The organism is Bacillus sp. JKS001846, assembly GCF_900176455.1.
Taxonomy (GTDB): domain Bacteria; phylum Bacillota; class Bacilli; order Bacillales; family Bacillaceae_G; genus Bacillus_A; species Bacillus_A cereus.
In genome coordinates this window covers 3,819,608-3,845,940 of sequence record NZ_FWYG01000001.1, presented here as the reverse complement: position 1 = coordinate 3,845,940, position 26,333 = coordinate 3,819,608, and the positions used below count along the sequence as shown (strand labels likewise).

Here is a 26,333-nt window from a genome sequence, read left to right as displayed (position 1 = left end):
CAGTTTCAATTTTCTAAATCGCTGAAACCGCATGGTACGGGGGACCCGTTTTTACGGATTAGTACATAATCCGATGGGGTGAATCCTTAAAAAAGGTAGGGCTACTCATAGGCCCGAATCCGACAGCTAACCTCGTAAGCGTTATATTGAGAAGGAAGGTGGAGCTTGTGCGACAAAAAAAATAATGTCTACAAGTCTATTTCGCTATGGCTTGTAGACATTTTTTGTTTTCTGAGTAAATAGTTTACTGGCTGCAACAAGCAGAAAAGTTCGTACAAAATTATTGGAGAGTGGACAGCATTGGTTTCATCTATTAAAAGATTTTTAATTGGAAGACCGTTAAAATCAACGGAGCTTGGAGAACAAAAGCTTAATAAAACGAAAGCTTTAGCTATTTTATCTTCTGACGCATTGTCATCAGTTGCTTACGGTCCAGAGCAAATTTTAATTGCTTTAGCAGGTGTTGGAGCGATCGCTTATTGGTATTCCATTCCGATCGCTGTTGGGGTATTAGTATTATTGACAGCCCTTATTTTATCTTATCGTCAAATTATTTTTGCTTATCCGCATGGCGGGGGAGCGTATGTTGTATCAAAAGAAAATTTAGGGATGAATCCAGGCTTAATTGCTGGAGGATCTTTATTAGTTGACTATATTTTAACTGTTGCGGTAAGTGTGTCTGCTGGTACAGATGCAATTACGTCTGCGTTTCCTAGCTTACATGCACACAACGTAATTATTGCGGTTATATTTGTTATATTAATTACGATATTAAATTTAAGGGGAGTAACGGAATCAGCTTCCGTTTTAGCATATCCTGTTTATTTATTCGTTTTAGCACTATTTATATTAATTGGTGTGGGCATATATAATATTTTAACTGGTCATGTTTCACCCACTTTACATGCGCCAATTGGTACACCAGTTGCAGGGATTAGTTTATTTTTATTACTAAGAGCATTTGCATCAGGTAGTTCTGCTTTAACAGGTGTTGAAGCAATTTCAAATGCAATTCCGAACTTTAAAGATCCTGCGCCAAACAATGCTGCAAAAACATTGCTTGCAATGGGTGCATTACTTGCTGTGTTATTTTCAGGAATTGTATTTTTAGCTTATTATTACGGAGTGACTCCGAGTAAAGAAGTAACAGTTGTTTCTCAAATTGCTGAACAAACATTTGGACGTAATTTCATGTACTATTTCATACAAGGTACAACAGCTTTAATATTAATTCTTGCTGCTAATACAGGTTATTCTGCATTTCCTTTATTAGCGGTTAACCTTGCAAAAGATAAATTCATACCGAGAATGTTTACGATTAGAGGAGACCGCCTAGGTTACTCAAACGGTATTATTATACTTGGAGTTGCTTCGATTATTTTAATTGTAGCTTTCCAAGGGCAAACAGAACATTTAATTCCACTATATGCAGTAGGTGTATTTATTCCATTTACACTTTCTCAAACAGGGATGGTATTAAAATGGCTTCGCGAAAAGCCTGAAGGATGGGCTTTAAGATTAACGGTTAATTTAATTGGTGCAGTTATTAGTTTTATCGTAATGAGCATGTTCTTTTTAACTAAATTTGCACAAGTTTGGTCGATTCTTATTTTCTTACCAGTTATTATCTTCTTATTCCATCGAATTAAGAAGCATTATGATGCAGTGGGTGATCAATTAAGTTTAAAAACTTGCGAGCCTCTTATTCCAATTGAGGGGAATGTAATTGTCGTTCCTGTAGCAGGTATGACGCATGTAGTAGAAAATTCATTGAACTATGCGAAATCGCTTTCGGCAGATCAAGTTATCGCAGTATATGTTGCTTTTGACAGAGAAGAGGAAAAGAAATTTGAGGAGAAATGGAAGAAGTGGCAACCTGAAGTAAGGCTTGTTACATTACATTCTCATTATAGAAGTATTATTCAGCCGCTAACGAAGTTTATCGATACAGTGCAATATAAGGCAAGTGAATCGAATTACCGTGTTACGGTCGTTATACCACAGTTCATTCCGAAAAAAGGTTGGCATAACATTCTTCATAATCAATCCAGTTTACTTATACGTGCGTATTTACTTTATAAAAGAAATGTTGTTATTACGACAGTTCCATATCATTTGAAAAAATAAGAAAATTTTTTAAGGATAGCTTCGCGAAAATGAAGCTATCCTTTTTGTGTATATGCTATGCATAATTGCATATGGGGTTAAAAATTATACTAATATAACTTCATTGGTTATTTGAAAGTAGTGTTTTCTGTTGTGATATGTAGATATTTCAATCGATAAAGTGAATCGGATTATATTTTGAAATAAGGACATGAAAGCTTGAAAATAAAGGGAATGAAAATACTTCTTTACGATATATAAACAGCTGTGTTTAAATGACCTTACAGTACAAAACTTATATGAAAACAAAATGAAATTTCATATTTACGTATGTTGTTTAGTTTAAAATGAATAATATTTTTATGTAATATATTCACTGTGTGAATGTGGGAATTTCGATGAAATAGAAAATTTATACAATATTATTCATACTAAACACATATGAAAAATAATGAAATGTTTTGTGACGATAAGTAAGTACTGTAGCAATACGAGAGAGGTGGTTCATACATAGATCACGTTGAGAACGTTCTCTATTTTAACCATCTCAAATTATGGGCAAGAAAATAGAATAATAAAATGCGATAGTAATAGTTGCTAATACATAGGAGGAGTTAAAGTGAAAAAGACTTTAATTACAGGGTTATTGGTTACAGCGGTATCTACGAGTTGCTTCATTCCTGTAAGCGCTTACGCTAAGGAGGGGCAAACGGAAGTGAAAACAGTATATGCGCAAAATGTAATTGCTCCAAATACATTATCCAATTCAATTAGAATGTTAGGATCACAATCACCGCTTATTCAAGCATACGGATTAATTATTTTGCAACAGCCAGACATTAAGGTAAATGCGATGAGTAGCTTAACGAATCATCAAAAGTTTGCAAAGGCGAATGTACGAGAGTGGATTGATGAATATAATCCGAAGCTAATTGACTTAAATCAAGAGATGATGAGATACAGCACTAGATTTAATAGTTATTATAGTAAGCTCTATGAACTAGCAGGAAATGTAAATGAAGATCAGCAAGCAAAAACAGATTTTATGAGTGCATATGGAAAATTACAATTGCAAGTACAGAGCATCCAAGAGAGTATGGAGCAAGATTTATTAGAGTTAAATCGATTTAAAACAGTATTAGACAAAGATAGTAACAACTTATCAATTAAAGCCGATGAAGCAATAAAAACACTGCAAGGATCAAGTGGAGATATTGTGAAATTAAGAGAAGATATTAAAAGAATTCAAGGGGAAATTCAAGCTGAACTAACTACTATTTTGAATAGACCTCAAGAAATAATTAAAGGTTCTATTAATATCGGTAAACAAGTATTTACAATCACAAATCAAACTGCACAAACGAAAACAATCGATTTTGTTTCTATCGGTACTTTAAGTAATGAAATTGTAAATGCTGCAGATAGTCAAACGAGAGAAGCAGCTTTTCGCATTCAGCAAAAGCAAAAAGAGTTATTGCCACTTATTCAAAAGTTATCACAAACTGAAGCAGAGGCGACTCAAATTACATTCGTTGAAGATCAAGTAAATAGCTTTACAGAATTAATTGATCGTCAAATTACAACTTTAGAAACGTTATTAACGGATTGGAAAGTTTTAAATAATAATATGATTCAAATTCAAACAAATGTTGAAGAAGGCACGTATACAGACAGTAGTTTACTTCAAAAACATTTTAATCAAATTAAAAAAGTAAGTGATGAAATGAATAAGCAAACAAATCAATTTGAAGATTACGTTACAAACGTTGAAGTACATTAAATAGAAAAATAATTAGCGATATAGGGAGAGAAGAAAAATGACAAAAAAACCATATAAAGTAATGGCTCTATCAGCACTTATGGCAGTATTTGCAGCAGGAAATATTATGCCGGCTCATACGTATGCAGCTGAAAGTACAGTGAAACAAGCTCCAGTTCATGCGGTAGCAAAAGCTTATAATAACTATGAAGAATATTCATTAGGACCAGAAGGCTTGAAAGATGCAATGGAAAGAACAGGTTCAAATGCTTTAGTAATGGATCTGTATGCTTTAACAATTATTAAACAAGGTAATGTTAACTTTGGAAATGTATCGACTGTTGATGCAGCTTTAAAAGGAAAAGTGATTCAGCACCAAGATACAGCTAGAGGAAATGCGAAGCAATGGTTAGATGTATTAAAGCCACAGCTTATTTCAACGAATCAAAACATCATTAACTACAATACAAAATTCCAAAACTATTATGATACTTTAGTTGCTGCGGTAGATGCAAAAGATAAAGCGACTCTTACGAAAGGCCTAACTAGATTATCAAGTAGTATTAATGAAAATAAAGCGCAAGTGGATCAGTTAGTAGAAGACTTGAAAAAATTCCGAAATAAAATGACGTCGGATACGCAAAACTTCAAGGGTGATGCAAATCAAATTACATCTATATTAGCTAGTCAAGATGCAGGGATTCCACTTCTGCAAAATCAAATTACAACGTACAATGAAGCAATTAGTAAATATAATGCAATTATTATCGGTTCATCTGTTGCGACAGCTCTAGGACCAATTGCAATTATTGGTGGTGCAGTAGTTATTGCTACGGGCGCAGGAACACCGCTAGGAGTCGCATTAATTGCAGGTGGTGCAGCAGCTGTAGGCGGTGGTACAGCTGGTATCGTATTAGCGAAGAAAGAACTTGACAATGCACAAGCTGAAATTCAAAAAATAACTGGACAAATTACAACTGCTCAATTAGAAGTAGCTGGGTTAACGAACATTAAAACACAAACTGAGTATTTAACAAATACGATTGATACTGCAATTACAGCGTTGCAAAACATTTCAAACCAATGGTATACAATGGGATCAAAATACAATTCTTTACTTCAAAATGTGGATTCAATTAGTCCAAACGATCTTGTTTTCATTAAAGAAGATTTAAACATTGCGAAAGATAGCTGGAAAAACATTAAAGACTATGCAGAAAAGATTTATGCTGAAGATATTAAAGTAGTAGATACGAAAAAAGCATAATCGAATACGAATCGTTAGGGCGTTAAGTGTTGATGAATGATTTGAAGCTCCTGTTCAGTTGTGAGCAGGAGCTTTTGATATCCTTATAAAGAGAATAGGTGAAAAATATGCAGAAACGATTTTATAAAAAATGTCTTTTAGCGGTAATGATTGCTGGGGTGGCAACGAGTAACGCATTTCCTTTACATCCTTTTGCAGCAGAACAAAATGTAACGGTGCTACAAGAAAATGTGAAAAACTATTCTCTTGGACCAGCAGGATTCCAAGATGTAATGGCACAAACGACATCAAGCATATTTGCAATGGATTCATATGCAAAATTAATTCAAAATCAACAAGAGACGGATTTAAGTAAAATAAGTTCGATTAATAGTGAATTTAAAGGGAGTATGATTCAGCATCAAAGAGATGCAAAAATTAATGCAGCATATTGGTTAAATAATATGAAGCCTCAAATTATGAAAACAGATCAAAATATTATAAATTACAATAATACTTTTCAATCGTATTATAATGACATGTTAATAGCGATTGATCAAAAGGATAGTGGAAAATTAAAAGCGGATTTAGAAAAGTTGTATGCGGATATTGTAAAGAATCAAAATGAGGTAGATGGATTATTAGGAAATTTGAAAGCTTTTCGCGATAGAATGGCGAAAGATACAAATAGTTTCAAAGAGGATACAAATCAGTTAACAGCGATATTGGCAAGTACGAATGCTGGTATTCCAGCTCTAGAGCAACAAATAAATACATATAACGATTCGATTAAAAAGAGTAATGATATGGTCATTGCTGGTGGCGTACTTTGCGTAGCTCTAATAACATGTCTTGCTGGCGGGCCGATGATTGCGGTTGCGAAAAAAGATATCGCAAATGCAGAAAGAGAAATCGCCAATTTAAAAGATAGAATTTCAGGAGCACAAGCAGAAGTCGTAATTTTGACTGATGTAAAAAATAAAACAACAAACATGACAGAAACAATTGATGCAGCAATTACAGCACTACAAAACATATCAAATCAATGGTATACAGTAGGTGCAAAGTATAATAATTTATTACAAAACGTAAAAGGAATTAGTCCGGAAGAGTTTACGTTTATAAAAGAAGATTTACATACAGCGAAAGATAGCTGGAAAGATGTAAAAGATTATACAGAAAAATTACATGAAGGTGTGGCAAAGTAAACAGTGGACTAGTTCTGCTGTTTATTTTTCATCCTGTTTTTTTGTGAGAGTTGAGCTTGCAATTATATATAAGTTTGTCATGTGTTTTATCAATGTGGCTATTGGGTAATAGTTAATCAAATTGATACGAATAACCTAAATAAATTTCTGATCAAGTCTTTTATATGTAATGTTTTAATGAAAAAAGCTATACTGTAAGCAAAACTAAAAATTGGAGAGGAAATACTACAACATGGAAAATTATCTATTATTTATCCTTACAGCAATGTTAATCATAATGATGCCTGGTCCTGGTTTTGCACTAGTTACAAAAAATACTATCTCGCATGGTAAAAATGGCGGGATAAAGACTGTTTTAGGAACGATATCTGGAATGATGATTCATACAATAATGGCTACGTTAGGACTTTCTGCTATCTTAATGAAATTTGCTATGTTATTTACATTTATAAAATATGCTGGGGCTGTTTATTTAATTTATTTAGCTGTAAAGTCAATTAAAAGTGCCTTACATAAAAAAGAAGATATGTCAGGTTCAGCAGAAATGGACTCTAAGGATATTGGGGCAATTAAAAGCTTTAGACAAGGATTTACTACGGCAATTTTAAATCCAAAAACCGCTGTATTTTTCCTTAGTTTTTTACCCCAATTTATTGTGAGTAATCAAAATCATTTCTTCCAATTTCTTTTGTTAGGACTCACATTTACGACTTTGACAGCAATATGGTATTTACTTTACATCTCACTCATACGTCAATTAAGAACTTTTTTAAGAAAAGAAAGAGTGAACCGTACAATAGAGGGTATTACAGGCGCCGTATTATTAGTATTTGGAGTTAGATTGTTTTTCCAAAAATAAATATGTAGATAAAACGAGAAATAAAAAAGTTGATTATTTCTCGTTTTATTCTTTAAAATCTGCAACAGAATCAGGATTTCCCCTCAAAGTATAAATTCCAAGAGGAACCGTTTTTTTATTTACTTATATACGTACAGCTGTACCACTGACAGCAACCATTAACATTCCATCACGAACAACTTCGTAATCTACGTCAATACCAACGATAGCGTTCGCACCCTTTTCTTTTGCAAGTTCTTTCATTTCGCCCATTGCAATATCACGAGCGTCTTTTAGTTTACTTTCATAAGCACCAACACGGCCACCGACAACATCACGAACGGAAGCGAATACATCGCGGACAATATTTGCACCCATAATAGCTTCACCATTTACAATATCAATATACTCAATAATCTCTTTACCTTGAATTCCAGAAGTTGTGGTTACAATCATGACTGACACTCTCCTAATATTTTATAATTTTTGATTAGCTTTCTTATGTCATAGAAAAAGTAGTTCTGGTGCCAAAAATGCTTGATAGAAACATAGAATATTTTTGGCATCAGAAACAAGTCTAGTTTCTTACAGAATGAAAGCAAGGCAATTGTTTAACATATGTATCGCTATAACATATGCAATGGATCTTTTAGAAATAAGATAAGCCGCAGTAAGTATCAACGATCCAGGTAAATAAATAGCAATATCCGAAAGTTGGTTCGTATGAAGAAGTGTAAAAATCATAATCGAAATGATAGATGCAATAGCAGTACCAATATGGTAAGAAAAACGATTTATTAATATGTGGCGAAACACAATTTCTTCAAGTATTGGACCCAGAATACCAAATACAAGCAATGTAAATACAAGAGGTACCTCTGCACCCGTTTCAAGGAGCTGCTCTTGGTTCTCTGGTTGACCAGTTGCTAGAAAATGCATAACACACTGTTCCACAATTAACGTAAATAAAACTACCATAGGAATACTTACTATTTTCAAAATTGTCTTCTCTTTAAAATAAGTAAAACTTTCAATAATTTCTTTCCTAAAGTAAATGATTCCTACAATAGCAGGTACAGTAAAACCGATGGCACTAAGAACAAATTCTGATTCAACTAAATTGACATTAGCTAAAAGTGATATGCCAAATAGTATGTACAAGCCAATTTGAAATGGTACAAACAGTGTAAAGATTATTAGCATAATGATTTCTTTTTTATTCATTTTTATAAAGTTCACTGTATTGCCCCCATAATTAAATTACCTATAATTTTTGATTTTTCTTTCTGCATAACGCTCTCCTTCTAAATATATTTATATAAGATTATAAACCGGACGGTTCGGTCTGAATCGAAATCTAATGATACTACAAGTTTCTAGTTTTTTAAACCCTTTTTATAAAGTATTAACAAAATCAAAATGGAAAAAAGCAAATATATTTATATTTCAGTTGCTTTGTTACAATTTAATTCCAGTAATCATTAATGGTTAATCTTTTATAGAATGAAGTGAAAGTGGGAGTAGTTCAAACACTTTAGCTAAACATATTGATAAAAATTATATATAATAATCATATGTCTATACATTAAAATTAACTATATATTTTTACACCTCTACGATTTTAGATAAAATTAGTTGTATAATATGACTGAATTAAACAATTGGTCATGTTGTTTTGACGGAAAATTCACTTAATTTATGTAGGTAATACAATTTGATTAACTTCTTTTCAAACTGTATTGTTTGAGGTTTCCATAAGATAGGGATTGATAAGATATTTCTGTTCCAAACTTATTTATACTTACAAAAAAATTAAGAAAATAGAGGGTAAACATTACCTAGAATATTAGGATCGTTTTCATTAGGAGGATTACAAAGCATGACTAAAGTTGATAAGGTTAAAGAAAAAATTATTGAAACATCTTTATATTTATTTAATACTAATGGGATAACTCGCACATCCATCCAGGATATAATGACAGCTACTGAACTACCTAAAGGATCTATTTATCGTAGATTCAAAAGTAAAGAAGAAATTGTCCTTGCTGCCTACGACAAAAGTGGTGAGATTATGTGGAGTCATTTTCATAAAGCAATGGAAAATAAAAAGACAGCAATTGATAAAATCCTTGCAATTTTCCTTGTATATCAAGATGCAGCTAATAATCCTCCTATTGCTGGAGGCTGTCCATTACTTAATAGTGCCATTGAAAGTACTGGAGTATTTCCAGAATTACAAAAAGCAGCAGCAAAAGGTTATGATGATACAGTAATGTTAATGGCTTCTCTCATAAAAGAAGGAATAGAGAAACAAGAATTTAAAGAAGATATAGAGGTTATATCACTCGCTTCCTTTCTTGCCTCTTCAATGGAGGGGGCTATTATGGCAAGTCGAGTATCTAACGATAATATACACCATCATTATTTTATTGAACAAATAAAACATCATCTTTTCACTTATTCTAAATAAGTGAGAACTTGCATTGTTTCCATCCAATTTTTATAAAATTAAATTGAGTAAATACCCCTTATAAATAGTAACTTCTGTTTATAAGGGGTATTTGAATAGTTTTTAGATGATGTTTCATGTTTCTTATTGAACGGCTTTGTTATCGTTACTACAGAAAAAATGTGAATTAAATGTTAATTGATTTACATGTTTCAAGCGTATCTATATTGAGTTTGTAAATCTACACAATAAGTTTTCATTATATATTAAGTGTAGTAGAAGTTCAGATAGATAAAATTCGGTAGTCGAATTTTTTTGCATAAAGCTGTATAATGCTTGTAACGAAAGGGAAATACAGGAAGGGATTTGTAATGAGTTACTATGGAAAAAGATAAACAACAATTAAGCGTTGAAGTTGCAAGATTATATTATCAATCAGATTATAGTCAGCAAGAAATTGCTAACAAATTAAATATTTCAAGACCGACGATTTCTAGATTGTTAAAGTACGCGAAAGAAAAAGGGTTTGTTCAAATTAGCATCGCCGATCCATTTGCTGATTTAGATAACGTCGGGAATTTACTGAAAGAAAAGTACAACTTGTTAGAGGCACATGTTGTATTTTCTCCAGTGCCGGAATATGCAACGATTACAGAGTATATAAGTAAATATGCTGCTGAGTATATGGAAAAGACGGTTAAAAACGGTGATATTGTTGGTGTAAGCTGGGGCATGACTATGTATGAAATCGCTAGAAAAATCGTACCGCAACATGTAAAAGGGGTGGAGGTTGTCCAGCTAAAAGGTGGTATTAGTCATTCAAGTGTAAATACATATGCGAATGAGACGATAGCTTTATTTGCAGATGCTTTTCAAACGACGCCAAGAAATCTACCTCTTCCAGTTATATTTGATAATGCAGTGACAAAAGAATTAGTAGAGCAGGATCGACATATTCATCACATTATTGAAATGGGGAAACAAGCGAATATTGCAGTTTTCACTGTAGGAACAGTGCGAGACGAAGCGCTATTATTCCGATTAGGTTATTTCGATAAGGATGAAACAAGTTTACTCAAAAAACAATCGGTCGGTGACATTTGTTCACGTTTCTTTGATGGAGACGGAAATATTAGTAGCGAAGAGATTAATCAGCGTACAATTGGAATTGAGTTAGAGGAACTGAAATTAAAGAAACGCTCTATTTTAGTTGCAGGTGGTAATAGAAAAATAAAAGCAATTGATGGTGCGTTACGTGGCGGGTATGCAAATGTATTAATTATCGATCAGCATACAGCGAAAGAATTATTACATTATCAAAAAGATTAGAAATAAAAGGCGTTCTCAAGATGTTAATTTTGAGAATGCCTTTTATTTTGTTATGTATGAATGATAGGAGTTTTTTTGAACACAAATTGCCTTTTTAAAAATAATTATGGATATGGAGATACATACTACCATTGTTAACATAAAAATTTTGATTATATATCTGAAATGTTCTTTGTTAGAATGCGCTTTATTTACTACAAGATGATTCCTTTTAAAAAGAATGAACAAAATTTCAAAAGTGTATTTACATTTGTTCAACTAAGAGTTAGAATGAAGTTGTTAAAAGATATGAGGAGTGAAGATAATGAACATTGCAAAGTTAATTGACCATACAATTTTAAAAGCTAATACTACTAAAGAAGATGTTATGAAAGTAATCGAAGAAGCAAAGGAATATAAATTCGCTTCTGTTTGTATTAACCCAACATGGGTAAAATTAGCGGCTGATGAACTAGCTGGACATGATGTAGACGTTTGTACTGTAATCGGTTTCCCATTAGGAGCAAGCACGACTGAAACAAAAGCATTTGAAACAAAAGATGCTATTGCAAAAGGTGCAACTGAAGTTGATATGGTAATCAACGTAGGCGCTTTAAAAGATGGTGACAACGAACTTGTTGAAAAAGACATTTATGAAGTAGTACAAGCAGCAAAAGGAAAAGCTCTTGTAAAAGTAATCATTGAAACTTGCCTATTAACAGATGAAGAGAAAGTACGCGCTTGTGAATTATCAGTAAAAGCTGGTGCTGACTTCGTAAAAACTTCAACTGGATTCTCAACTGGCGGAGCAACTGCTGAAGATATCGCATTAATGCGTAAAACAGTAGGACCAAACGTTGGTGTAAAAGCATCTGGCGGTGTTCGTACACGTGAAGATGCAGACAAAATGGTAGCTGCTGGAGCTTCTCGCGTTGGAGCAAGTGCTAGTGTTGCAATCGTATTAAATGATGCAAAAGGTGCTACAGATAACTACTAATCATTAATGAAGTGAAGAGCAATAGATACACAAAGTAAAGTGTATCTATTGCTTTAATAATTGAAAAAAATGTAAGCGGATACGAATGGGAGGAGACGGCTTATGAAATACTTAATTGGTATTTTTGGCCTCGTATTGATTTTAGGTATCGCTTGGCTTGCTAGTAATAATAGAAAGAAAGTCAAATATCGCCCAATCATAACGATGGTTATATTACAATTTATTTTGGGGTTTTTATTATTAAATACAAGTGTAGGGAATATATTAATTAGCGGAATAGCAGATGGTTTTGGAGAGTTATTAAAATATGCCGCTGATGGTGTGAATTTCGTATTTGGTGGATTAGTAAATCAAAAAGAGTTTTCGTTCTTTTTAAGTGTATTAATGCCAATCGTATTTATATCAGCTTTAATAGGTATTTTGCAACACATTAAAGTATTACCTATTATTGTGAAATCTATCGGTCTAGCATTAAGTAAAGTAAATGGAATGGGGAAACTAGAATCATATAATGCAGTTGCTTCTGCGATTTTAGGACAATCTGAAGTGTTTATTTCAGTTAAGAAACAATTAGGGTTATTGCCAGAGAAAAGAATGTATACATTATGTGCATCTGCAATGTCTACCGTTTCAATGTCTATCGTCGGATCATATATGGTGTTATTAAAACCGCAATATGTTGTAACCGCTTTAGTGCTTAACTTATTCGGTGGCTTCATCATTGCTTCTATCATTAACCCGTATGAAGTTACTGAGGAAGAAGATATGTTAGAAGTACAAGAAGAAGAGAAAAAGACTTTCTTTGAAGTATTAGGGGAATACATTATTGATGGATTTAAAGTTGCGATTACAGTAGCAGCTATGTTAGTCGGTTTCGTTGCTCTTATCGCATTCATTAATGCAGTATTTAAAGGTGTAATCGGTATTTCATTCCAAGAAATTCTTGGTTATGTATTTGCACCATTTGCATTTATTATGGGTGTACCTTGGCATGAAGCAGTTAATGCCGGAAATATTATGGCAACAAAATTAGTATCGAATGAATTTGTCGCTATGACAGATTTAGCACAAGGAAACTTTAATTTCTCAGATAGAACGACAGCGATTATATCTGTATTCTTAGTTTCATTTGCAAACTTCTCTTCAATTGGGATTATTGCAGGGGCGGTTAAGAGCTTAAATGAAAAGCAAGGGAATGTAGTCGCAAGATTTGGTTTGAAATTACTATTCGGTGCAACATTAGTAAGTTTCTTATCAGCAACAATCGTTGGCTTATTATTTTAATAGATTCGTATCATATAAAAAGGAATGGTGATTGTAATGAGAATGGTAGATATTATTGCAAAAAAACGTGACGGCAAAGAATTAACGACTGAAGAAATCAAATTCTTTATTAATGGATATACAGACGGAAGTATTCCTGATTATCAAGTGAGTGCGCTTGCAATGGCAATCTTCTTTAAAGATATGACAGATCGCGAACGTGCAGATTTAACGATGGCGATGGTTGAGTCTGGTGAAACGATCGACTTATCAGCAATTGAAGGAATTAAAGTAGACAAACATTCAACTGGCGGTGTTGGTGATACAACAACTTTAGTATTAGGACCATTAGTGGCTGCTTTAGATGTACCAGTAGCAAAAATGTCTGGTCGTGGTTTAGGACATACAGGCGGAACAATTGATAAATTAGAAGCGGTAGAAGGATTCCACGTTGAAATTACGAAAGAGCAGTTCATTGATATTGTAAACCGTGACAAAGTAGCTGTTATTGGACAAACAGGAAACTTAACACCTGCAGATAAAAAGATTTATGCATTACGCGATGTAACAGGAACGGTTAACTCAATTCCTTTAATCGCAAGTTCAATTATGAGTAAAAAAATTGCAGCAGGTGCTGACGCAATCGTACTTGATGTAAAAACAGGTGCTGGTGCATTTATGAAAACAGAAGAAGATGCAAAAGAATTAGCACATGCAATGGTACGTATCGGAAATAATGTAGGACGTCAAACTATGGCTGTTATTTCAGACATGTCACAACCGCTTGGTTTTGCGATTGGTAACGCTCTAGAAGTAAAAGAAGCGATTGATACGTTAAAAGGTGAAGGTCCAGAAGATTTAACAGAATTAGTACTTGTATTAGGTAGCCAAATGGTCGTACTTGCGAAAAAAGCAAATACGTTAGAAGAAGCTCGTGAAATGCTAATTGAAGTTATGAAAAACGGAAAAGCAACTGAGAAGTTTAAAGAGTTCTTAAGCAATCAAGGCGGAGATAGCTCAATTGTAGACAATCCAGAAAAAATGCCACAGGCGAAGTATGTAATTGATGTACCTGCAAAAACTTCAGGTGTTATTTCTAACATTGTTGCAGATGAGATTGGTATTGCAGCTATGTTACTTGGTGCAGGTCGTGCAACGAAGGAAGATGAAATCGATTTAGCAGTAGGATTAATGTTACGTAAAAAAGTTGGCGATGCAGTAAAAGAAGGCGAGCCACTCGTAACAATCTACGCAAATCGTGAAAATGTAGAAGATGTAAAAGCAAAAATTTATGAGAACATCTCTATCGCTGAAACAGCAGTGGCTCCTAAATTAGTTCATACAGTTATTACTGACTAATCATCATTTCGTTTACTTTGAGGGGGAAATAATATGGGTAAGAAAAAATATATTGAAGAAGCAAACAAGATGTTATCGAAAGCGTATATTCCGTATTCTAAATTTCCTGTTGGCGCAGCGTTAGTTACGAAAGAAGGGAAAATCTATACTGGTTGTAATATAGAAAATGCTTCTTACGGTTTATGTAACTGTGCAGAAAGAACAGCAATATTTAAAGCAGTATCAGAAGGTGAGCGCGATTTTAGTTACTTAGTTATTACAGGAGAAACTGATGGACCGATTTCACCATGTGGTGCGTGTAGACAAGTAATTGCTGAATTCTGTGACCCGAAAATGCCTGTATTATTAACGAATGTAAAAGGTGATGAAAAAGAAGTGACTGTTGAGCAGTTACTGCCAGGTGCTTTCTCAATAGAAGATTTAAAATAAATTGAAAAGCCATTCTACAATTATTATTTGTGGAATGGCTTTTTTATTTTCAAAAATTGAATGTAATATTTTGTTCATACTCCGTTCATAAACTTTGCTTAAAATAATTGCAGCGAATATAGAAAGTTTACAACAGGAGGAATAGAATGAAGAAATTATATAATGCGGCATTTATTTACTTAATTATTGGTTTATTATCAGGTGTATTTGCAAGAGAGTATTCGAAAGCACAAGGAATTAAAGGATCCACAATGTTGCAATTAGTGCATACACATGTATTAGTGCTCGGTTTTGTATTCTTTTTAATTGCTTTAGCTTTATGTAAAGTGTTTCATGTACAAGAAACAAAGAGCTTTTGTGCATGGTTTGTTGTTTATAATGTAGGAGTAATCTTTACTATTGTTACAATGCTATGGAGAGGTCTTCTACAAGTAAATGGAACTGACTTTTACGGTTTAAGCCATATGGCTGGATTAGGTCATGTTATTATAAGTATCGGGCTCGTTTGGTTTATGATTTTGCTCAAAAAGTCTTTTAAATAGATAGGAGTGGGAAGAGTATGATAGCACTTTTATCAAGTATTTTAGCGGTTTGTATGGCTGTTGGTGTCATGTTTCTGCGCTTTAAAGCAGCGAAAAAACCGGTAACGAAAAAGAAAATTATATTGCCGCCAATTTTTATGAGTACTGGAGCAATGATGTACTTTTTACCGGAATTCCGATTAACGTCGTTAGAAATAATAGAAGCAATTATTGCAGGGCTTATTTTCTCTGTATTTCTTATAAAAACAACGAAGTTTGAAATAAGAGACGAACAAATATATATGAAACCGTCAAAAGCATTTATATTTATTTTAGTCGGATTATTAGCTGTACGAGTAGCGTTGAAATCATATTTAAGTCAATCGATTGATTTAGCGGAGTTAAGTGGAATGTTTTTCTTACTTGCATTTGCGATGATTGTGTCGTGGAGAATTGCGATGTATCGCTCGTTTACTAAATTAAAAAAGAAAATAAAAAGAGCTGGAATTTCTATATAGGAAATCCAGCTCTTTTTATGTTTTATTAGAATTCTTTAGCTCGGAACTCATTTGCTTAATTTTAAACGTATTTGAGCATCTTGTAATGCAGCAGGTGTAACGTTAAGACCATTTTGATCAACAATTTTTGTGTTTAATAAAATGGAATCTAAGCTTCCACGAAATGTTTGTGTATAGTTTTGGCGCAACATTTGTTGTTCTTGTTTTTCATCAACTGTTAATCCATTCGCTTTTTCTTTTTTTGACAATTCGTTAATACGGAATAAAATGTTTTGCATTTTGTTCACCTCTTATTTAAATTTAAATTAGCAACTTACTAATTTATAGTTATTGTAACTTGTTTAGTTGCCTGTGTCAATACTATCTAAAATTTAGTTAAAAATTGACGAAAAATTATAACAATAATAGAATGAAGTGTATTGAATAATTAGTTTCACAATTATACATAAAACGCTAGGGGGATTATCATGAAATCAACATTTTTTGCTCAAAATAGAGAACGATTAGCAAACACATTACCAGAGGGATCTATTACGATTTTATTTGCGGGACAAGCACCGCATATGTCAGCTGATGCACATTATAAATTTGTACCGAATCGTAATTTTTACTACTTAACGGGAATCGATGAACCAAATGTTATTTTTATGCTGAAAAAGGTTGGAAGTAGTGTTGAAGAAACACTTTTCATTGAAAAGGCAGATCCAGTAATGGAAAAATGGGTCGGTAAAACAGTTTCTAACGAAGAAGCAGAGAAAATTTCAGGTATAAAGAAAGTTATATATTTAGATAGCTTTGAAAAGACAATGTCAAATATACTTTTTACAGAAAATGCGAAGCATCTATATTTAGATATAGAACGTCGTGATTGGAATGGTACGGAGACAAAAACATTAGCATTTGCTAAACATGTAAGAGAAAAATACCCACACGTAACAATTGGTAATGTATATCCGAACATTTGTGAATTACGAGTATTTAAAACAGAGGAAGAAATTGAAATTATTAAAGAAGCGATTGCTATAACGAAAGACGGTATTTACAACGTACTTAAGCATGCAAAAGCAGGCATGATGGAGTATGAATTAGAAGCACAATTTGATTTTACACTGAAGTCATCTGGAATTAAGTACCATGCGTTCAATACAATTTTGGCGAGTGGGAAAAATGCTACAGTTCTTCATTATGAAGATAATGATGCACAAATTCAAAATGGTGACTTAGTATTACTAGATTTAGGTGCTCAAAAAGACTACTATAACGCTGATATTAGTTATACATTCCCAGCAAATGGAACATTCTCTAGTCGCCAAAAACAAATTTATAATATTGTATTAAAAGCATTAAAAGAAACAACAGAGATTATTAAGCCAGGATTAAAGTTCGCTGCATTAAATGAGCATACAAAAAAGGTACTGGCAGAAGAGTGTAAAGCAATTGGTTTAATTCAAGAAGATGAAGAGTTATCAAAATACTATTATCATGGTGTCAGCCATTTCCTTGGTTTAGATACACATGATGTAGGAACATATAAAGATAGAGTGTTAGAAGAAGGTATGGTTATAACAATTGAACCTGGTCTTTATATTGAAGGAGAATCAATTGGAATTCGTATTGAAGATGACATTCTTGTAACGAAAGACGGGTATGAAAACTTGTCAAAAGATATCATTAGGGAAGTTGAAGAAATTGAAGAATTTATGAGTGTAAATAATGAACATGTAAAAGGAAACCAAGCTGTAGTTAAATAATAAAAGAGTCATCACTAATTTATTTGAACTTTATCTCGAATCGTGGACAATTAAAAAATCCATGATTCGGGATAGGGTTCTTTTCTTCGAAATACTAATCTTTAATTATTAATCCTAATAAAGTAGCAAACTGAACAGCTTGATATGTCGATACTTTACATCCTCTTAAATCGTTCACTGAAACTGTAAGTGTATCAAAGGTAGAAGAACTAATATCTATCCCCTTCAGTGATGTCTGATCAAAATTAGCTTCATCAAGACTACATAATTGGAATTCAACTTTTTTAAGTTTACAGTCAAAAAAATCTGCATTATTTAATGAAGTTTCATTGAAGATGATTTTTTCTAGTTTAGAATTTCCAAATGCCGCTAAATTCAAAATTGAATTCTCAAATTTAACATTTCCTAAGCTAGATCCTGTGAAATTTACTCCGATTAATTTACTGTTTTTAAATTCGACTCTGTGAACAGAAGAATTGCTTAAATTAACATTTGATAAATCACAGTTTTCAAAACAAACATCTGTAATATCAATATTGCTAAAGTCTGTATTAGTAAACTTACAGTTTTTTATCACCGCATCATATAACCGCACTCTATCTACAGATTCATTTTCGAAAGTGGAGTCTATAATTTCACACACTTCCAATGTTGGATCTTCTTCATAAAAAATATCTTGAAAATTCTTTGAAGATAACTCTGGTGAAATTTTTGGTCTATCAATTTTCATCGTATATCAATCCTCTTCTATTTGATATATTTGTGTAATTTGAGTCCATTGTCTGTGAGGAACATTAGTTCTTATTATACAAAAATCTAAGTTCTTTTGTGAAGAGCATTTTAGCTACATTTTTCTTATTTAATAATAGCAGTGTTATTGTTTCTTAAGAAATAACGTCAAAACAAATACGAGAACGGCTAATATAGTCGCTACAAGGAAAGCATTTTGTATTACTAAAATATTCGTCTCTTGTAATGTCTCCGCTTTTAGTAATTTTCCAATTAGCTTACGTAAGATCTAATTACATCTCCTTATTTTCTTGAAAATCAACTTCTATAATGATTTTGAAAAAGAATAAGGAGGGATTGTCCATGAAGCGATTTGTATTAGCAGCCGTTACTGTCTCTGTAATATTTTTAATTGCTGCCTGTTCTGTGACGACAAATACAACAAATGATCATAAAAATATGAATGATAACAAAACACTACAGACTGAAACAGCTACAAGACCATTGAAGGTTGAAAAAGGGCCAGAAGTTACTTTAATAGCGAAAGAAGAAAAGCAAAAATTAAGTAACGGTGTTATTGTTCCAGTCTGGACATTTAATGGCTCATCTCCTGGTCCAGAAATTCGGGTGAAAAAAGGTGAAAAGGTGAAAGTGACATTAAAAAATGAATTATCTGCACCAGTATCTATTCATTGGCATGGATATCCTGTCCCAAATAACATGGATGGAATTCCGGGCGTGACACAAGATGCAGTTGAACCAGGAAAAAGTTTCACTTACGAATTTGAAGCGAACGTACCAGGAACGTACTGGTATCACTCGCATCAAGATTCTGTAAATCAATTAGATAGAGGTTTGTATGGAGCGCTCATTGTAGAGGATACAAAGGAAAAATATGATAAAGATTACACATTACTGTTGGATGAATGGGTTACAGATAAAGAAGAAATTAAAAAGCAGTTAAAAGAAATGACAAAAGGGCAAATAGGTAATAAATCTAAAGGTGATGAAAATACGAAAAAGAATGATGATAAGAACGGCATGGATCATTCTGGTATGGACATGGGCAGTGATCAAAAAGACTCTGGCAATATGGCAGGAATGGACCATGGAAATATGAAGATGGAAGGTCATGATATGAGTATGTATGATTTATTCACAATCAATGGAAAAAGCGGTGATTTAGTAGTGCCATTGAAAGTGAATAAGGGAGATAAAGTTCGTCTTCGACTTGTTAATGCTGGTTATCTATCACATGATATACATGTTCACGGTCATGATATAAAAGTAATTGTGACAGATGGTCAACCAATAAACAATCCAAAAGTTATAAAGGATAAAGTAATTTCAATCGCACCGGGTGAACGTTATGATATTGAATTTACTGCTAATAATCCTGGGAAGTGGTATGTTGAGGACCATTCAAAAAATAAAGGTGCAAAAGGAATGAAAGCTGTTATTGAGTATGATGGCAGCAAAGAGATGAAAGATAAAGCAGATGAAAAGGGAAAATTAGCGAAATTAGATATGACGAAATATGGTGCTAAAAAATTAGGTAGTTTCACGTTAAATCAAGAGTATACTGCCACATATAATATGGACTTAAATACGCAAATGAATGAAAATGAAATGGTATATACAATTAACGGAAAGGTATTTCCGGATATTGACCCAATTCAAGTGAAAAAGGGTGATTTAGTAAAAGTGAAATTGGTAAATCGTTCTAAAATGGATGATCACCCAATGCATTTACATGGTCACTTCTTCCAGGTGTTGAGTAAAGATGGAAAACCGATAGAAGGTTCTCCAATTGTAAAAGATACATTGAACTTAAAACCAGGAGAAGAATATGAAGTAGCCTTTGTAGCAGACAATCCCGGTGAGTGGATGTTCCACTGTCACGACCTACATCATGCTTCAGCAGGGATGGTAACGGAAGTGAACTATACAGATTATAAATCTGACTATGTTCCAAACCAAAACATTCCTAATAAGCCAGAATAATAGGAAGCAGTTATCCTATGGATAGCTGCTTATTCATTTTTGTTGCAAGTACTAATGTATATGTTGATTATGCCCAGGTGAAGGTGAAGGTGCAGGAGTATGATCTGGGAATGTCGCGAATACGGCAACGATAATTACTACACTAATTGAAAGGAATAACAAAAAACGACGTTGGATAAAAGTAGAAAAGTTCTCCGATAACAATTGAATCACACAGGACATAGTAATCGTTATAGTAAGTAAAAGGCTAATGAACAATATACTATGAGCTTGTTGAGCGTTTAACATTTCTGTAATCATTGCTCCCATCATACTTGCCATTAATCCAGAGAACATTCCTTCTAAAGCAGTATATAGGTGAAAACGTAGACCCACTAAAAAACCGATAAAACCACTAATTAAAATAGCAAGTAAAGTAGAATATAGTAATTCCCCCTTAAAGAGAATGCCTAAATAAAAACCAATACTTAAACCGATACTCATACTAAAAGACATAATAAATACCATATACTCCATTAGGGTAACCTTACGTTTAGAAATATTGGATACAATAAGAATTGAGGTACAGCAAAGTGTTAAGGTAGTTAACGTATAAGCAAACATTATGATACCTCCTTGTTCTATCGTTCATTTCATCATATGTGTACTTATGATAATTTATATCTGCATATTATCTGCACAATTTCATAGATGTAAGCAAAGGAACGCTTGATTTTTTAGGGCGTCTTTTTTAATTGTAAGCATGTGAAAGAAATTGTTATATTATGAGTTTCTATTGTGAAGCCATAAAGAATAAGCGTATAATATTATAGGTCTCCCATTTGCGAGACAAACCGCGAATGATAAATAAGATTGTTGTTTTATCATCGCTTCTAAACATATAGACAATGAAAGTAACACTGGAATACAGATAGGGAGTTATAAAATGAAATTAATTATTGCCGAGAAACCAGATCAAGGGTTGGCTCTTGTTTCACAGTTTAAATATCGCCGGAAAGATGGATATTTAGAGGTAGAAGCGAATGAGTTATTTCCAAATGGAGCGTACTGTACATGGGCAATTGGTCATTTGACGCAGTTATGTAATCCAGAGCATTATCACGCAGAGTGGAAAAAATGGTCACTTAATACATTACCGATGATTCCAGAGCGTTTTCAATTTGAAGTAACAAAGTCAAAGTATAAGCAATTTAACGTTGTGAAACAGCTGTTACATAATCCACAGGTAACAGAAATTATTCACGCAGGCGATGCTGGGCGTGAAGGGGAACTAATCGTACGAAATATTATTAATCTTTGTAATGTGCAAAAGCCTATGAAGCGTCTATGGATTTCGTCTTTAACGAAGCAAGCTATTTATCAAGGGTTTAAAAATTTACTTGATGAATCAGATACAATTAATACGTATTACGAAGCATACACAAGATCTTGTGCTGACTGGGTTGTTGGCATGAATGCATCACGTGTGTTTAGTATTTTGTTAAAGAAAAAAGGAATGAATGATGTATTTTCTGCTGGTCGTGTCCAAACACCAACGTTAGCATTGATTGTAAAGCGTGAGAAAGAAATTGAAAACTTTAAGTCAGAGCCTTTCTGGGAAGTGTTTGCAACCTTTAATATAGAAGGAAAGAAATATGACGGGAAATGGGAGAAGGATAATGAATCCCGCTTAAAAGACCCTGATATGGCGAATAAAATTGCGGCATTTTGCCAAGGGAAACCGGCTGTTGTGAAGGAAATGAAAACGGAGCGTAAAGAGTTTCAGCCGCCGCTTTTATTCAACTTATCATCACTGCAAGCAACGGCAAATAAAGCCTTTAAGTTTTCACCGAAAAAGACGCTTGATATAACGCAAGCACTCTATCAAAAAGGGATTGTTTCTTATCCACGTTCAGATTCTAACTATGTTACTCAAGGAGAAGCAGCGACTTTCCCTGATATTTTACAGAAGTTAAGTCAGTTTGATGAATATAAAGGTTTATTACCGGCTCCGGTTGAATCCATTATGAACAATAAGCGTTATGTAAATGAAAAGAAAGTAACAGATCACTACGCGATTATTCCGACAGAGCAAGTTACAAACCCAATCAGACTATCAGGTGATGAAAAGAAAATATACGATATGATCGTAAGAAGGCTTATTGCAGCTCATTATGAAGTTGCAATCTTTGACTATACAACGATTGTAACGCTTGTAGATGAACGTGCTGAATTCATTTCAAAAGGAAAACAGCAAATTCAAGAAGGTTGGCGTAAAGTTATTTTCCAAGACGATAAAGATGACGAAACCATTCTTCCAATTGTAGCTGAAGGTGAAGAAGGAAAAGTTGTAAAGGTGAAAGTGAAAGAAGGAAAAACACAGCCACCGAAGCGTTATACAGAAGGACAACTTATTACGTTAATGAAAACAGCCGGTAAGTATTTAGAGAATGAAGAGCTAGAGAAGGTATTGAAGAAAACAGAAGGTTTAGGTACGGAAGCGACCCGCGCGGGTATTATTACGATGCTGAAAGACCGTAAATATATAGATGTAAAGAAAAACCAAGTGTATGCGACTGATAAAGGAAAAGTATTAATTACCGCAATTGGTGACAAAATACTAGCTTCACCGGAAATGACTGCGAAATGGGAACAACGTCTTGCGGAAATTGGTGAAGGTACAGCTTCACCAGCTACATTTATGGAACAGACGAAAAAGCTATCAGCTAAAATTATTGAAGACGCAGTGGAAATGTCTGAGAAGTGGGATTTCACGGGACTACATGTTGAATCGATTGAACGAAAAGGATCGAAATTTACAACGGGTAAAAAGGTTGGTAGCTGTAAAAAATGTGATGGCGATGTAATTGATAAGTCAACGTTTTACGGTTGTTCTAACTATAATACAACGCAATGTGATTTCACCATTTCAAAGAAGATATTAAGTAAAACAATTTCGCAAAAGAATATGACAAAGCTCTTAAAAGGTGAAAAGACTGATTTAATTAAAGGCTTTAAAAAGGGCGAGAAAACGTTTGATGCGAAATTAGAGTGGAAAGATAATAAGATTAATTTTGTATTTGAGAATTAATTTGTTAAAAGAGCATGACATAAAATTGTCATGCTCTTTTGTTTTTCTTTGAAATGAAATTTAACGATAAAAAAAATGCTTTAAATAATAATTTTTTATTGTAAAACGATAAATTTTGTATTAAAATCAAAATCATAATAAATGAGTGAGGTGCTTTTGTTAAAAGGTAACAACCTTATTTTTAAAATTAGAGGAGGTATAACTATGAATATTAACAATTTGATTGTTAAACATATGGATAACCCCCATGAGTTGGAGAAGATGTATAGAAAAGATCCGAAAGCTTTTAAAAAAGCATTCTCACAAGCATGGGACCAAAACCCTGATTCTCAAATTCTAGGTGCTTGGTATGAAAGGTTGCATTTCAAGGAGAAAGTAAATAAAGAAAAAACATCTTTGTTTCAAAAAGGTTTCTTATTCATGGGCCTTTTAGCTATTTTGGCCGGCATAAGCACCAGGATTATTTTCCACTTTGTTGAGCAGGAAGCAATTGCTCCAATAAACTTGGCTTTTGGTGTAATTCCCTTTATTGCTGCTTATTTTGTTTACAATAATAAGCCGAAAAAAAGTATTATTTATTCCCTTATAGCGTTATTCCTAGTTTCCGGGGTGTATCTTAATACATTGCCAATAAATTATAAAGACAGTACCATACTTGCTTATTTACATCTTCCTATATTTTTATGGGTCTTAGTAGGGCTTGCATTTACAGGAAATGAATATTCAAAAGGCAGTACAAGATTAGCCTATATTAAATTTAATTTAGAATATTGTCTTCTCTACGGGAGCATGGCAGTGAGCGGAATGATACTAGCAATATTCACCATGCGTTTATTTAGCTTTGTTGACTTAGATATAGGAGAATTCTATTTTAGTAATGTTGTTTTATTTGGAGCAGCGGCTCTCGCTATTGTGGCTGCATACTTAGTATCAATGAATCTTAAGCTTGCTAAAAATATTACACCATACATATCTAAAATCTTTAGTCCGCTTGTCCTGGTCACATTGTTTATTTATCTTATAACGATAATTTTGGTCGGGAAAAACCCGTTCTTGGATCGTAATTTCCTAATGGCATTCAACGGAATACTGCTTGGTGTATTGGCTGTTACTATATTTTCTATCGTTGAGAGTGACTCGGACGAGAAAAAGAACATTTCAGATTATATAAATGTTTCCTTAATTGTTCTGGCGCTTATTATTGACACTGTCGCATTGTCAGCCATCGTATTTAGACTTTCATCTTACGGGACTACACCTAATAGACTAGCTGTTTTAGGTGTAAACATACTGATCTGGGCAAATCTAATTTGGATTATGTTTTCCTATATGCGTTTCTTGCAAAACAAATCAGGATCGACAGCTATTCAAGATGCCATTACGAAGTATTTGCCAATATACGGACTTTGGGCAGCTTTCGTTATATTTACGTTTCCTATCATTTTTAATTAGAAAGGATCTGTTAATGTAACGAAAAGTTAATTCTCTATAACATTTTTAGAGCCCATCGATTTATAATGGGTATTATTATGTTTGTAGTTTCGGTAATTTCATTTGTAATGATAAATAAGAAATAAGTGTTGTATGTAATTTTTCCATAATAAAAAACGTCCCAAAATGGGACGTTTTTTATTATGCGTATTGCCGTTTTTTCTTAATAAGCAACAAAACTTGTGACACACAAGCTAGTACCGGTAACTCAATCAATGGTCCAATAACGAGTGCAAGTGCGATAAGAGGTTCGTCTGGAAAAGCGGTTACAGCGATAGCGAGTGCAACAGGTGAGTTTCTTGCTAACGTTGTTAAGCTTAGACTTACTGTATCTTTGTAAGATAAATGCATCATGCGCCCGATAAATTGTCCTAGTAAAAAATTGATGATGAAGAACAATAGAACAGGAACGAGTAATAATAAAACAACATTCATATTTTGTAGTAAATATTTACCTTGTGATGCAAACATCGCTACTATTGCTAAACTTAAAAATACAATTTGAGCAGAGCTAAAAAACGGAATGAGTTTATTCTCGAGAGGTTCAGCTTTTTTCATTTTATTCATAATGAATTTTGTAGCGTGTGCAAGTATAAATGGTAAGACGATTACGATAACAATACTTTCTACTAAAACAGAAACCGCTACAGTTTTCATGACACCAGCAAATAAAAATAAATAAATGGGAAGGAGCAGTACTTGCAAAATTAAATTTACAGGTAAAATTGCAGTAGAAAGTGCTACATTACCTTTCGCTATTTCAGTAAAGATTAAGTACCAATCTGTACATGGAGTAACCATTAACATTATAAATCCAACCCAAAGTGCTGGATGATCGGAAAGAAATAGTGCCCCTAACCCCCAAGCGAGTAAAGGTGTCCATAAGAAGTTAATAGTAAGACTTGTTCCAGCAAATTTTAAATTGCGAAATCCTTTTTTTATTTCTTTTAATGGGATGCTGAGGAATAATCCATATAGCATGAAAAATAAGAAGGGGACAATAAATTTGTCTGAATACGTATGTATCATATTAAATTGTCCGAGTACGATGCCGCATGTAACAGCAAAAAGAATAATAAAAGTTTGAATCTTTTCTATAGTGCTCATGAATAAATCCTTTCTATATATGAATTTTCCTCTCTAAGTTTATTATACAAGTAATAAAGATGTATTTGGTGTTCAATTGTATCTCGCTTAATATTTTTAAGTCGAGATTTTATTTTTTTATTAAAAGTTACTTGACTAAAGTAAGTGACTATATTACAATCACTTACATAAGGTAATTAA

23 protein-coding genes and 1 riboswitch are annotated in these 26,333 nt (G+C 33.3%); of the genes, 17 read left to right on the top strand and 6 right to left on the bottom strand.

The genetic code is table 11. From position 1 onward, the window contains the following. Nucleotides 1–9 precede the first annotated feature (9 nt). Nucleotides 10–156, top strand: a riboswitch (cyclic di-AMP (ydaO/yuaA leader). Nucleotides 157–300: 144 nt separating this feature from the next. The 5 genes from B9A45_RS20470 (at nt 301) to B9A45_RS20445 (ending at nt 7,178) form a co-directional block, all read left to right on the top strand. After that, nucleotides 301–2,127, top strand: a complete 1,827-nt coding sequence (locus B9A45_RS20470; protein WP_000254887.1) for an APC family permease — start codon at nt 301–303, stop codon at nt 2,125–2,127. 598 nt (nt 2,128–2,725) lie between these two features. Next, nucleotides 2,726–3,886 (top strand): non-hemolytic enterotoxin NHE subunit A, encoded by a 1,161-nt coding sequence (gene nheA / locus B9A45_RS20460; protein ID WP_000751832.1) that lies wholly within the window; start codon nt 2,726–2,728, stop codon nt 3,884–3,886. 37 nt (nt 3,887–3,923) lie between these two features. Further along, complete coding sequence (nheB, locus tag B9A45_RS20455) at nt 3,924–5,132, top strand: non-hemolytic enterotoxin NHE subunit B (protein WP_000162986.1); 1,209 nt, start codon at nt 3,924–3,926, stop codon at nt 5,130–5,132. Between the two features lie 107 nt (nt 5,133–5,239). Continuing rightward, nucleotides 5,240–6,319: a non-hemolytic enterotoxin NHE subunit C gene (gene nheC / locus B9A45_RS20450; protein ID WP_001171995.1), complete on the top strand. Its 1,080-nt coding sequence runs from the start codon at nt 5,240–5,242 to the stop codon at nt 6,317–6,319. Between the two features lie 232 nt (nt 6,320–6,551). After that, the gene (locus B9A45_RS20445; protein ID WP_000432999.1) at nt 6,552–7,178 is read left to right on the top strand and encodes a LysE family translocator; all 627 of its coding nucleotides are present in this window, start codon (nt 6,552–6,554) and stop codon (nt 7,176–7,178) included. Between the two features lie 123 nt (nt 7,179–7,301). Here B9A45_RS20445 and B9A45_RS20440 read toward each other — a convergent pair whose 3' ends face one another. Together B9A45_RS20440 and B9A45_RS20435 are read right to left on the bottom strand one after the other, a co-directional pair. Continuing rightward, nucleotides 7,302–7,613 (bottom strand): heavy metal-binding domain-containing protein, encoded by a 312-nt coding sequence (locus B9A45_RS20440; protein WP_000637518.1) that lies wholly within the window; start codon nt 7,611–7,613, stop codon nt 7,302–7,304. Nucleotides 7,614–7,742: 129 nt separating this feature from the next. Continuing rightward, nucleotides 7,743–8,396: a CPBP family intramembrane glutamic endopeptidase gene (locus tag B9A45_RS20435; RefSeq protein ID WP_001009302.1), complete on the bottom strand. Its 654-nt coding sequence runs from the start codon at nt 8,394–8,396 to the stop codon at nt 7,743–7,745. Between the two features lie 640 nt (nt 8,397–9,036). On the opposite strand from B9A45_RS20435, the gene B9A45_RS20430 reads away from it, so the two are divergent. The 8 genes from B9A45_RS20430 to B9A45_RS20395 all read left to right on the top strand — a co-directional run bounded on the left by B9A45_RS20430 (nt 9,037) and on the right by B9A45_RS20395 (nt 16,001). Further along, nucleotides 9,037–9,627, top strand: coding sequence for a TetR/AcrR family transcriptional regulator (locus B9A45_RS20430; protein WP_000169648.1), 591 nt, complete (start codon nt 9,037–9,039; stop codon nt 9,625–9,627). Nucleotides 9,628–9,987: 360 nt separating this feature from the next. Further along, entirely contained in the window at nt 9,988–10,935 is a 948-nt protein-coding gene (locus B9A45_RS20425) for a sugar-binding transcriptional regulator (protein ID WP_000409786.1), read from the top strand. 304 nt (nt 10,936–11,239) lie between these two features. After that, nucleotides 11,240–11,911, top strand: a complete 672-nt coding sequence (deoC, locus tag B9A45_RS20420) for a deoxyribose-phosphate aldolase (RefSeq protein WP_001017441.1) — start codon at nt 11,240–11,242, stop codon at nt 11,909–11,911. Nucleotides 11,912–12,013: 102 nt separating this feature from the next. Beyond that, entirely contained in the window at nt 12,014–13,195 is a 1,182-nt protein-coding gene (locus B9A45_RS20415; RefSeq protein WP_000876173.1) for a NupC/NupG family nucleoside CNT transporter, read from the top strand. A gap of 36 nt (nt 13,196–13,231) precedes the next feature. Next, complete coding sequence (locus B9A45_RS20410; RefSeq protein WP_084064698.1) at nt 13,232–14,533, top strand: pyrimidine-nucleoside phosphorylase; 1,302 nt, start codon at nt 13,232–13,234, stop codon at nt 14,531–14,533. A gap of 33 nt (nt 14,534–14,566) precedes the next feature. Beyond that, a complete protein-coding gene (locus B9A45_RS20405; RefSeq protein WP_000516778.1) occupies nt 14,567–14,962 on the top strand; it encodes a cytidine deaminase in 396 nt (131 codons plus the stop codon). Between the two features lie 146 nt (nt 14,963–15,108). Further along, nucleotides 15,109–15,504, top strand: a complete 396-nt coding sequence (locus B9A45_RS20400; RefSeq protein WP_000737864.1) for a DUF2871 domain-containing protein — start codon at nt 15,109–15,111, stop codon at nt 15,502–15,504. 17 nt (nt 15,505–15,521) lie between these two features. After that, nucleotides 15,522–16,001 (top strand): CcdC family protein, encoded by a 480-nt coding sequence (locus B9A45_RS20395; protein ID WP_000561043.1) that lies wholly within the window; start codon nt 15,522–15,524, stop codon nt 15,999–16,001. Nucleotides 16,002–16,048: 47 nt separating this feature from the next. Here the strand turns inward: B9A45_RS20395 and B9A45_RS20390 are convergent, their stop codons facing one another. Beyond that, on the bottom strand, nt 16,049–16,279 hold the full coding sequence (locus tag B9A45_RS20390) for a DUF896 domain-containing protein (protein WP_001179612.1): 231 nt from the start codon (nt 16,277–16,279) through the stop codon (nt 16,049–16,051). A gap of 189 nt (nt 16,280–16,468) precedes the next feature. On the opposite strand from B9A45_RS20390, the gene B9A45_RS20385 reads away from it, so the two are divergent. Continuing rightward, entirely contained in the window at nt 16,469–17,752 is a 1,284-nt protein-coding gene (locus B9A45_RS20385) for an aminopeptidase P family protein (protein WP_000842968.1), read from the top strand. A 94-nt stretch (nt 17,753–17,846) separates the two neighbouring features. Here B9A45_RS20385 and B9A45_RS20380 read toward each other — a convergent pair whose 3' ends face one another. Then, on the bottom strand, nt 17,847–18,482 hold the full coding sequence (locus B9A45_RS20380; protein ID WP_000687273.1) for a pentapeptide repeat-containing protein: 636 nt from the start codon (nt 18,480–18,482) through the stop codon (nt 17,847–17,849). 362 nt (nt 18,483–18,844) lie between these two features. Here B9A45_RS20380 and B9A45_RS20375 point away from each other — a divergent pair, with 362 nt between their 5' ends. Next, nucleotides 18,845–20,485, top strand: coding sequence for a multicopper oxidase family protein (locus B9A45_RS20375; protein WP_084064693.1), 1,641 nt, complete (start codon nt 18,845–18,847; stop codon nt 20,483–20,485). Nucleotides 20,486–20,536: 51 nt separating this feature from the next. Here B9A45_RS20375 and B9A45_RS20370 read toward each other — a convergent pair whose 3' ends face one another. Then, nucleotides 20,537–21,088 (bottom strand): hypothetical protein, encoded by a 552-nt coding sequence (locus tag B9A45_RS20370; RefSeq protein WP_000458547.1) that lies wholly within the window; start codon nt 21,086–21,088, stop codon nt 20,537–20,539. Between the two features lie 322 nt (nt 21,089–21,410). On the opposite strand from B9A45_RS20370, the gene topB reads away from it, so the two are divergent. Next, entirely contained in the window at nt 21,411–23,555 is a 2,145-nt protein-coding gene (topB, locus tag B9A45_RS20360; protein WP_084064690.1) for a DNA topoisomerase III, read from the top strand. A gap of 204 nt (nt 23,556–23,759) precedes the next feature. Then, nucleotides 23,760–25,007 carry a DUF4153 domain-containing protein gene (locus B9A45_RS20355; protein ID WP_084064685.1) on the top strand — a complete coding sequence of 416 codons (1,248 nt, stop codon included), beginning with the start codon at nt 23,760–23,762 and terminating at the stop codon, nt 25,005–25,007. Between the two features lie 180 nt (nt 25,008–25,187). On the opposite strand, the gene B9A45_RS20350 is transcribed toward B9A45_RS20355, so the two are convergent. Continuing rightward, nucleotides 25,188–26,153 (bottom strand): arsenic resistance protein, encoded by a 966-nt coding sequence (locus tag B9A45_RS20350; protein WP_000103805.1) that lies wholly within the window; start codon nt 26,151–26,153, stop codon nt 25,188–25,190. Between the last annotated feature and the right edge of the window lie 180 nt (nt 26,154–26,333).

Coding starts and splice junctions, on each gene's coding strand:
- nheB (WP_000162986.1), top strand. CDS start 3,924: ATGACAAAAAAACCATATAAAGTAATGGCTCTATCAGCACTTATGGCA.
- nheC (WP_001171995.1), top strand. CDS start 5,240: ATGCAGAAACGATTTTATAAAAAATGTCTTTTAGCGGTAATGATTGCT.
- B9A45_RS20445 (WP_000432999.1), top strand. CDS start 6,552: ATGGAAAATTATCTATTATTTATCCTTACAGCAATGTTAATCATAATG.
- B9A45_RS20440 (WP_000637518.1), bottom strand. CDS start 7,613: ATGATTGTAACCACAACTTCTGGAATTCAAGGTAAAGAGATTATTGAG.
- B9A45_RS20430 (WP_000169648.1), top strand. CDS start 9,037: ATGACTAAAGTTGATAAGGTTAAAGAAAAAATTATTGAAACATCTTTA.
- B9A45_RS20425 (WP_000409786.1), top strand. CDS start 9,988: ATGGAAAAAGATAAACAACAATTAAGCGTTGAAGTTGCAAGATTATAT.
- deoC (WP_001017441.1), top strand. CDS start 11,240: ATGAACATTGCAAAGTTAATTGACCATACAATTTTAAAAGCTAATACT.
- B9A45_RS20415 (WP_000876173.1), top strand. CDS start 12,014: ATGAAATACTTAATTGGTATTTTTGGCCTCGTATTGATTTTAGGTATC.
- B9A45_RS20410 (WP_084064698.1), top strand. CDS start 13,232: ATGAGAATGGTAGATATTATTGCAAAAAAACGTGACGGCAAAGAATTA.
- B9A45_RS20405 (WP_000516778.1), top strand. CDS start 14,567: ATGGGTAAGAAAAAATATATTGAAGAAGCAAACAAGATGTTATCGAAA.
- B9A45_RS20400 (WP_000737864.1), top strand. CDS start 15,109: ATGAAGAAATTATATAATGCGGCATTTATTTACTTAATTATTGGTTTA.
- B9A45_RS20395 (WP_000561043.1), top strand. CDS start 15,522: ATGATAGCACTTTTATCAAGTATTTTAGCGGTTTGTATGGCTGTTGGT.
- B9A45_RS20390 (WP_001179612.1), bottom strand. CDS start 16,279: ATGCAAAACATTTTATTCCGTATTAACGAATTGTCAAAAAAAGAAAAA.
- B9A45_RS20385 (WP_000842968.1), top strand. CDS start 16,469: ATGAAATCAACATTTTTTGCTCAAAATAGAGAACGATTAGCAAACACA.
- B9A45_RS20380 (WP_000687273.1), bottom strand. CDS start 18,482: ATGAAAATTGATAGACCAAAAATTTCACCAGAGTTATCTTCAAAGAAT.
- B9A45_RS20375 (WP_084064693.1), top strand. CDS start 18,845: ATGAAGCGATTTGTATTAGCAGCCGTTACTGTCTCTGTAATATTTTTA.
- B9A45_RS20370 (WP_000458547.1), bottom strand. CDS start 21,088: ATGTTTGCTTATACGTTAACTACCTTAACACTTTGCTGTACCTCAATT.
- topB (WP_084064690.1), top strand. CDS start 21,411: ATGAAATTAATTATTGCCGAGAAACCAGATCAAGGGTTGGCTCTTGTT.
- B9A45_RS20355 (WP_084064685.1), top strand. CDS start 23,760: ATGAATATTAACAATTTGATTGTTAAACATATGGATAACCCCCATGAG.
- B9A45_RS20350 (WP_000103805.1), bottom strand. CDS start 26,153: ATGAGCACTATAGAAAAGATTCAAACTTTTATTATTCTTTTTGCTGTT.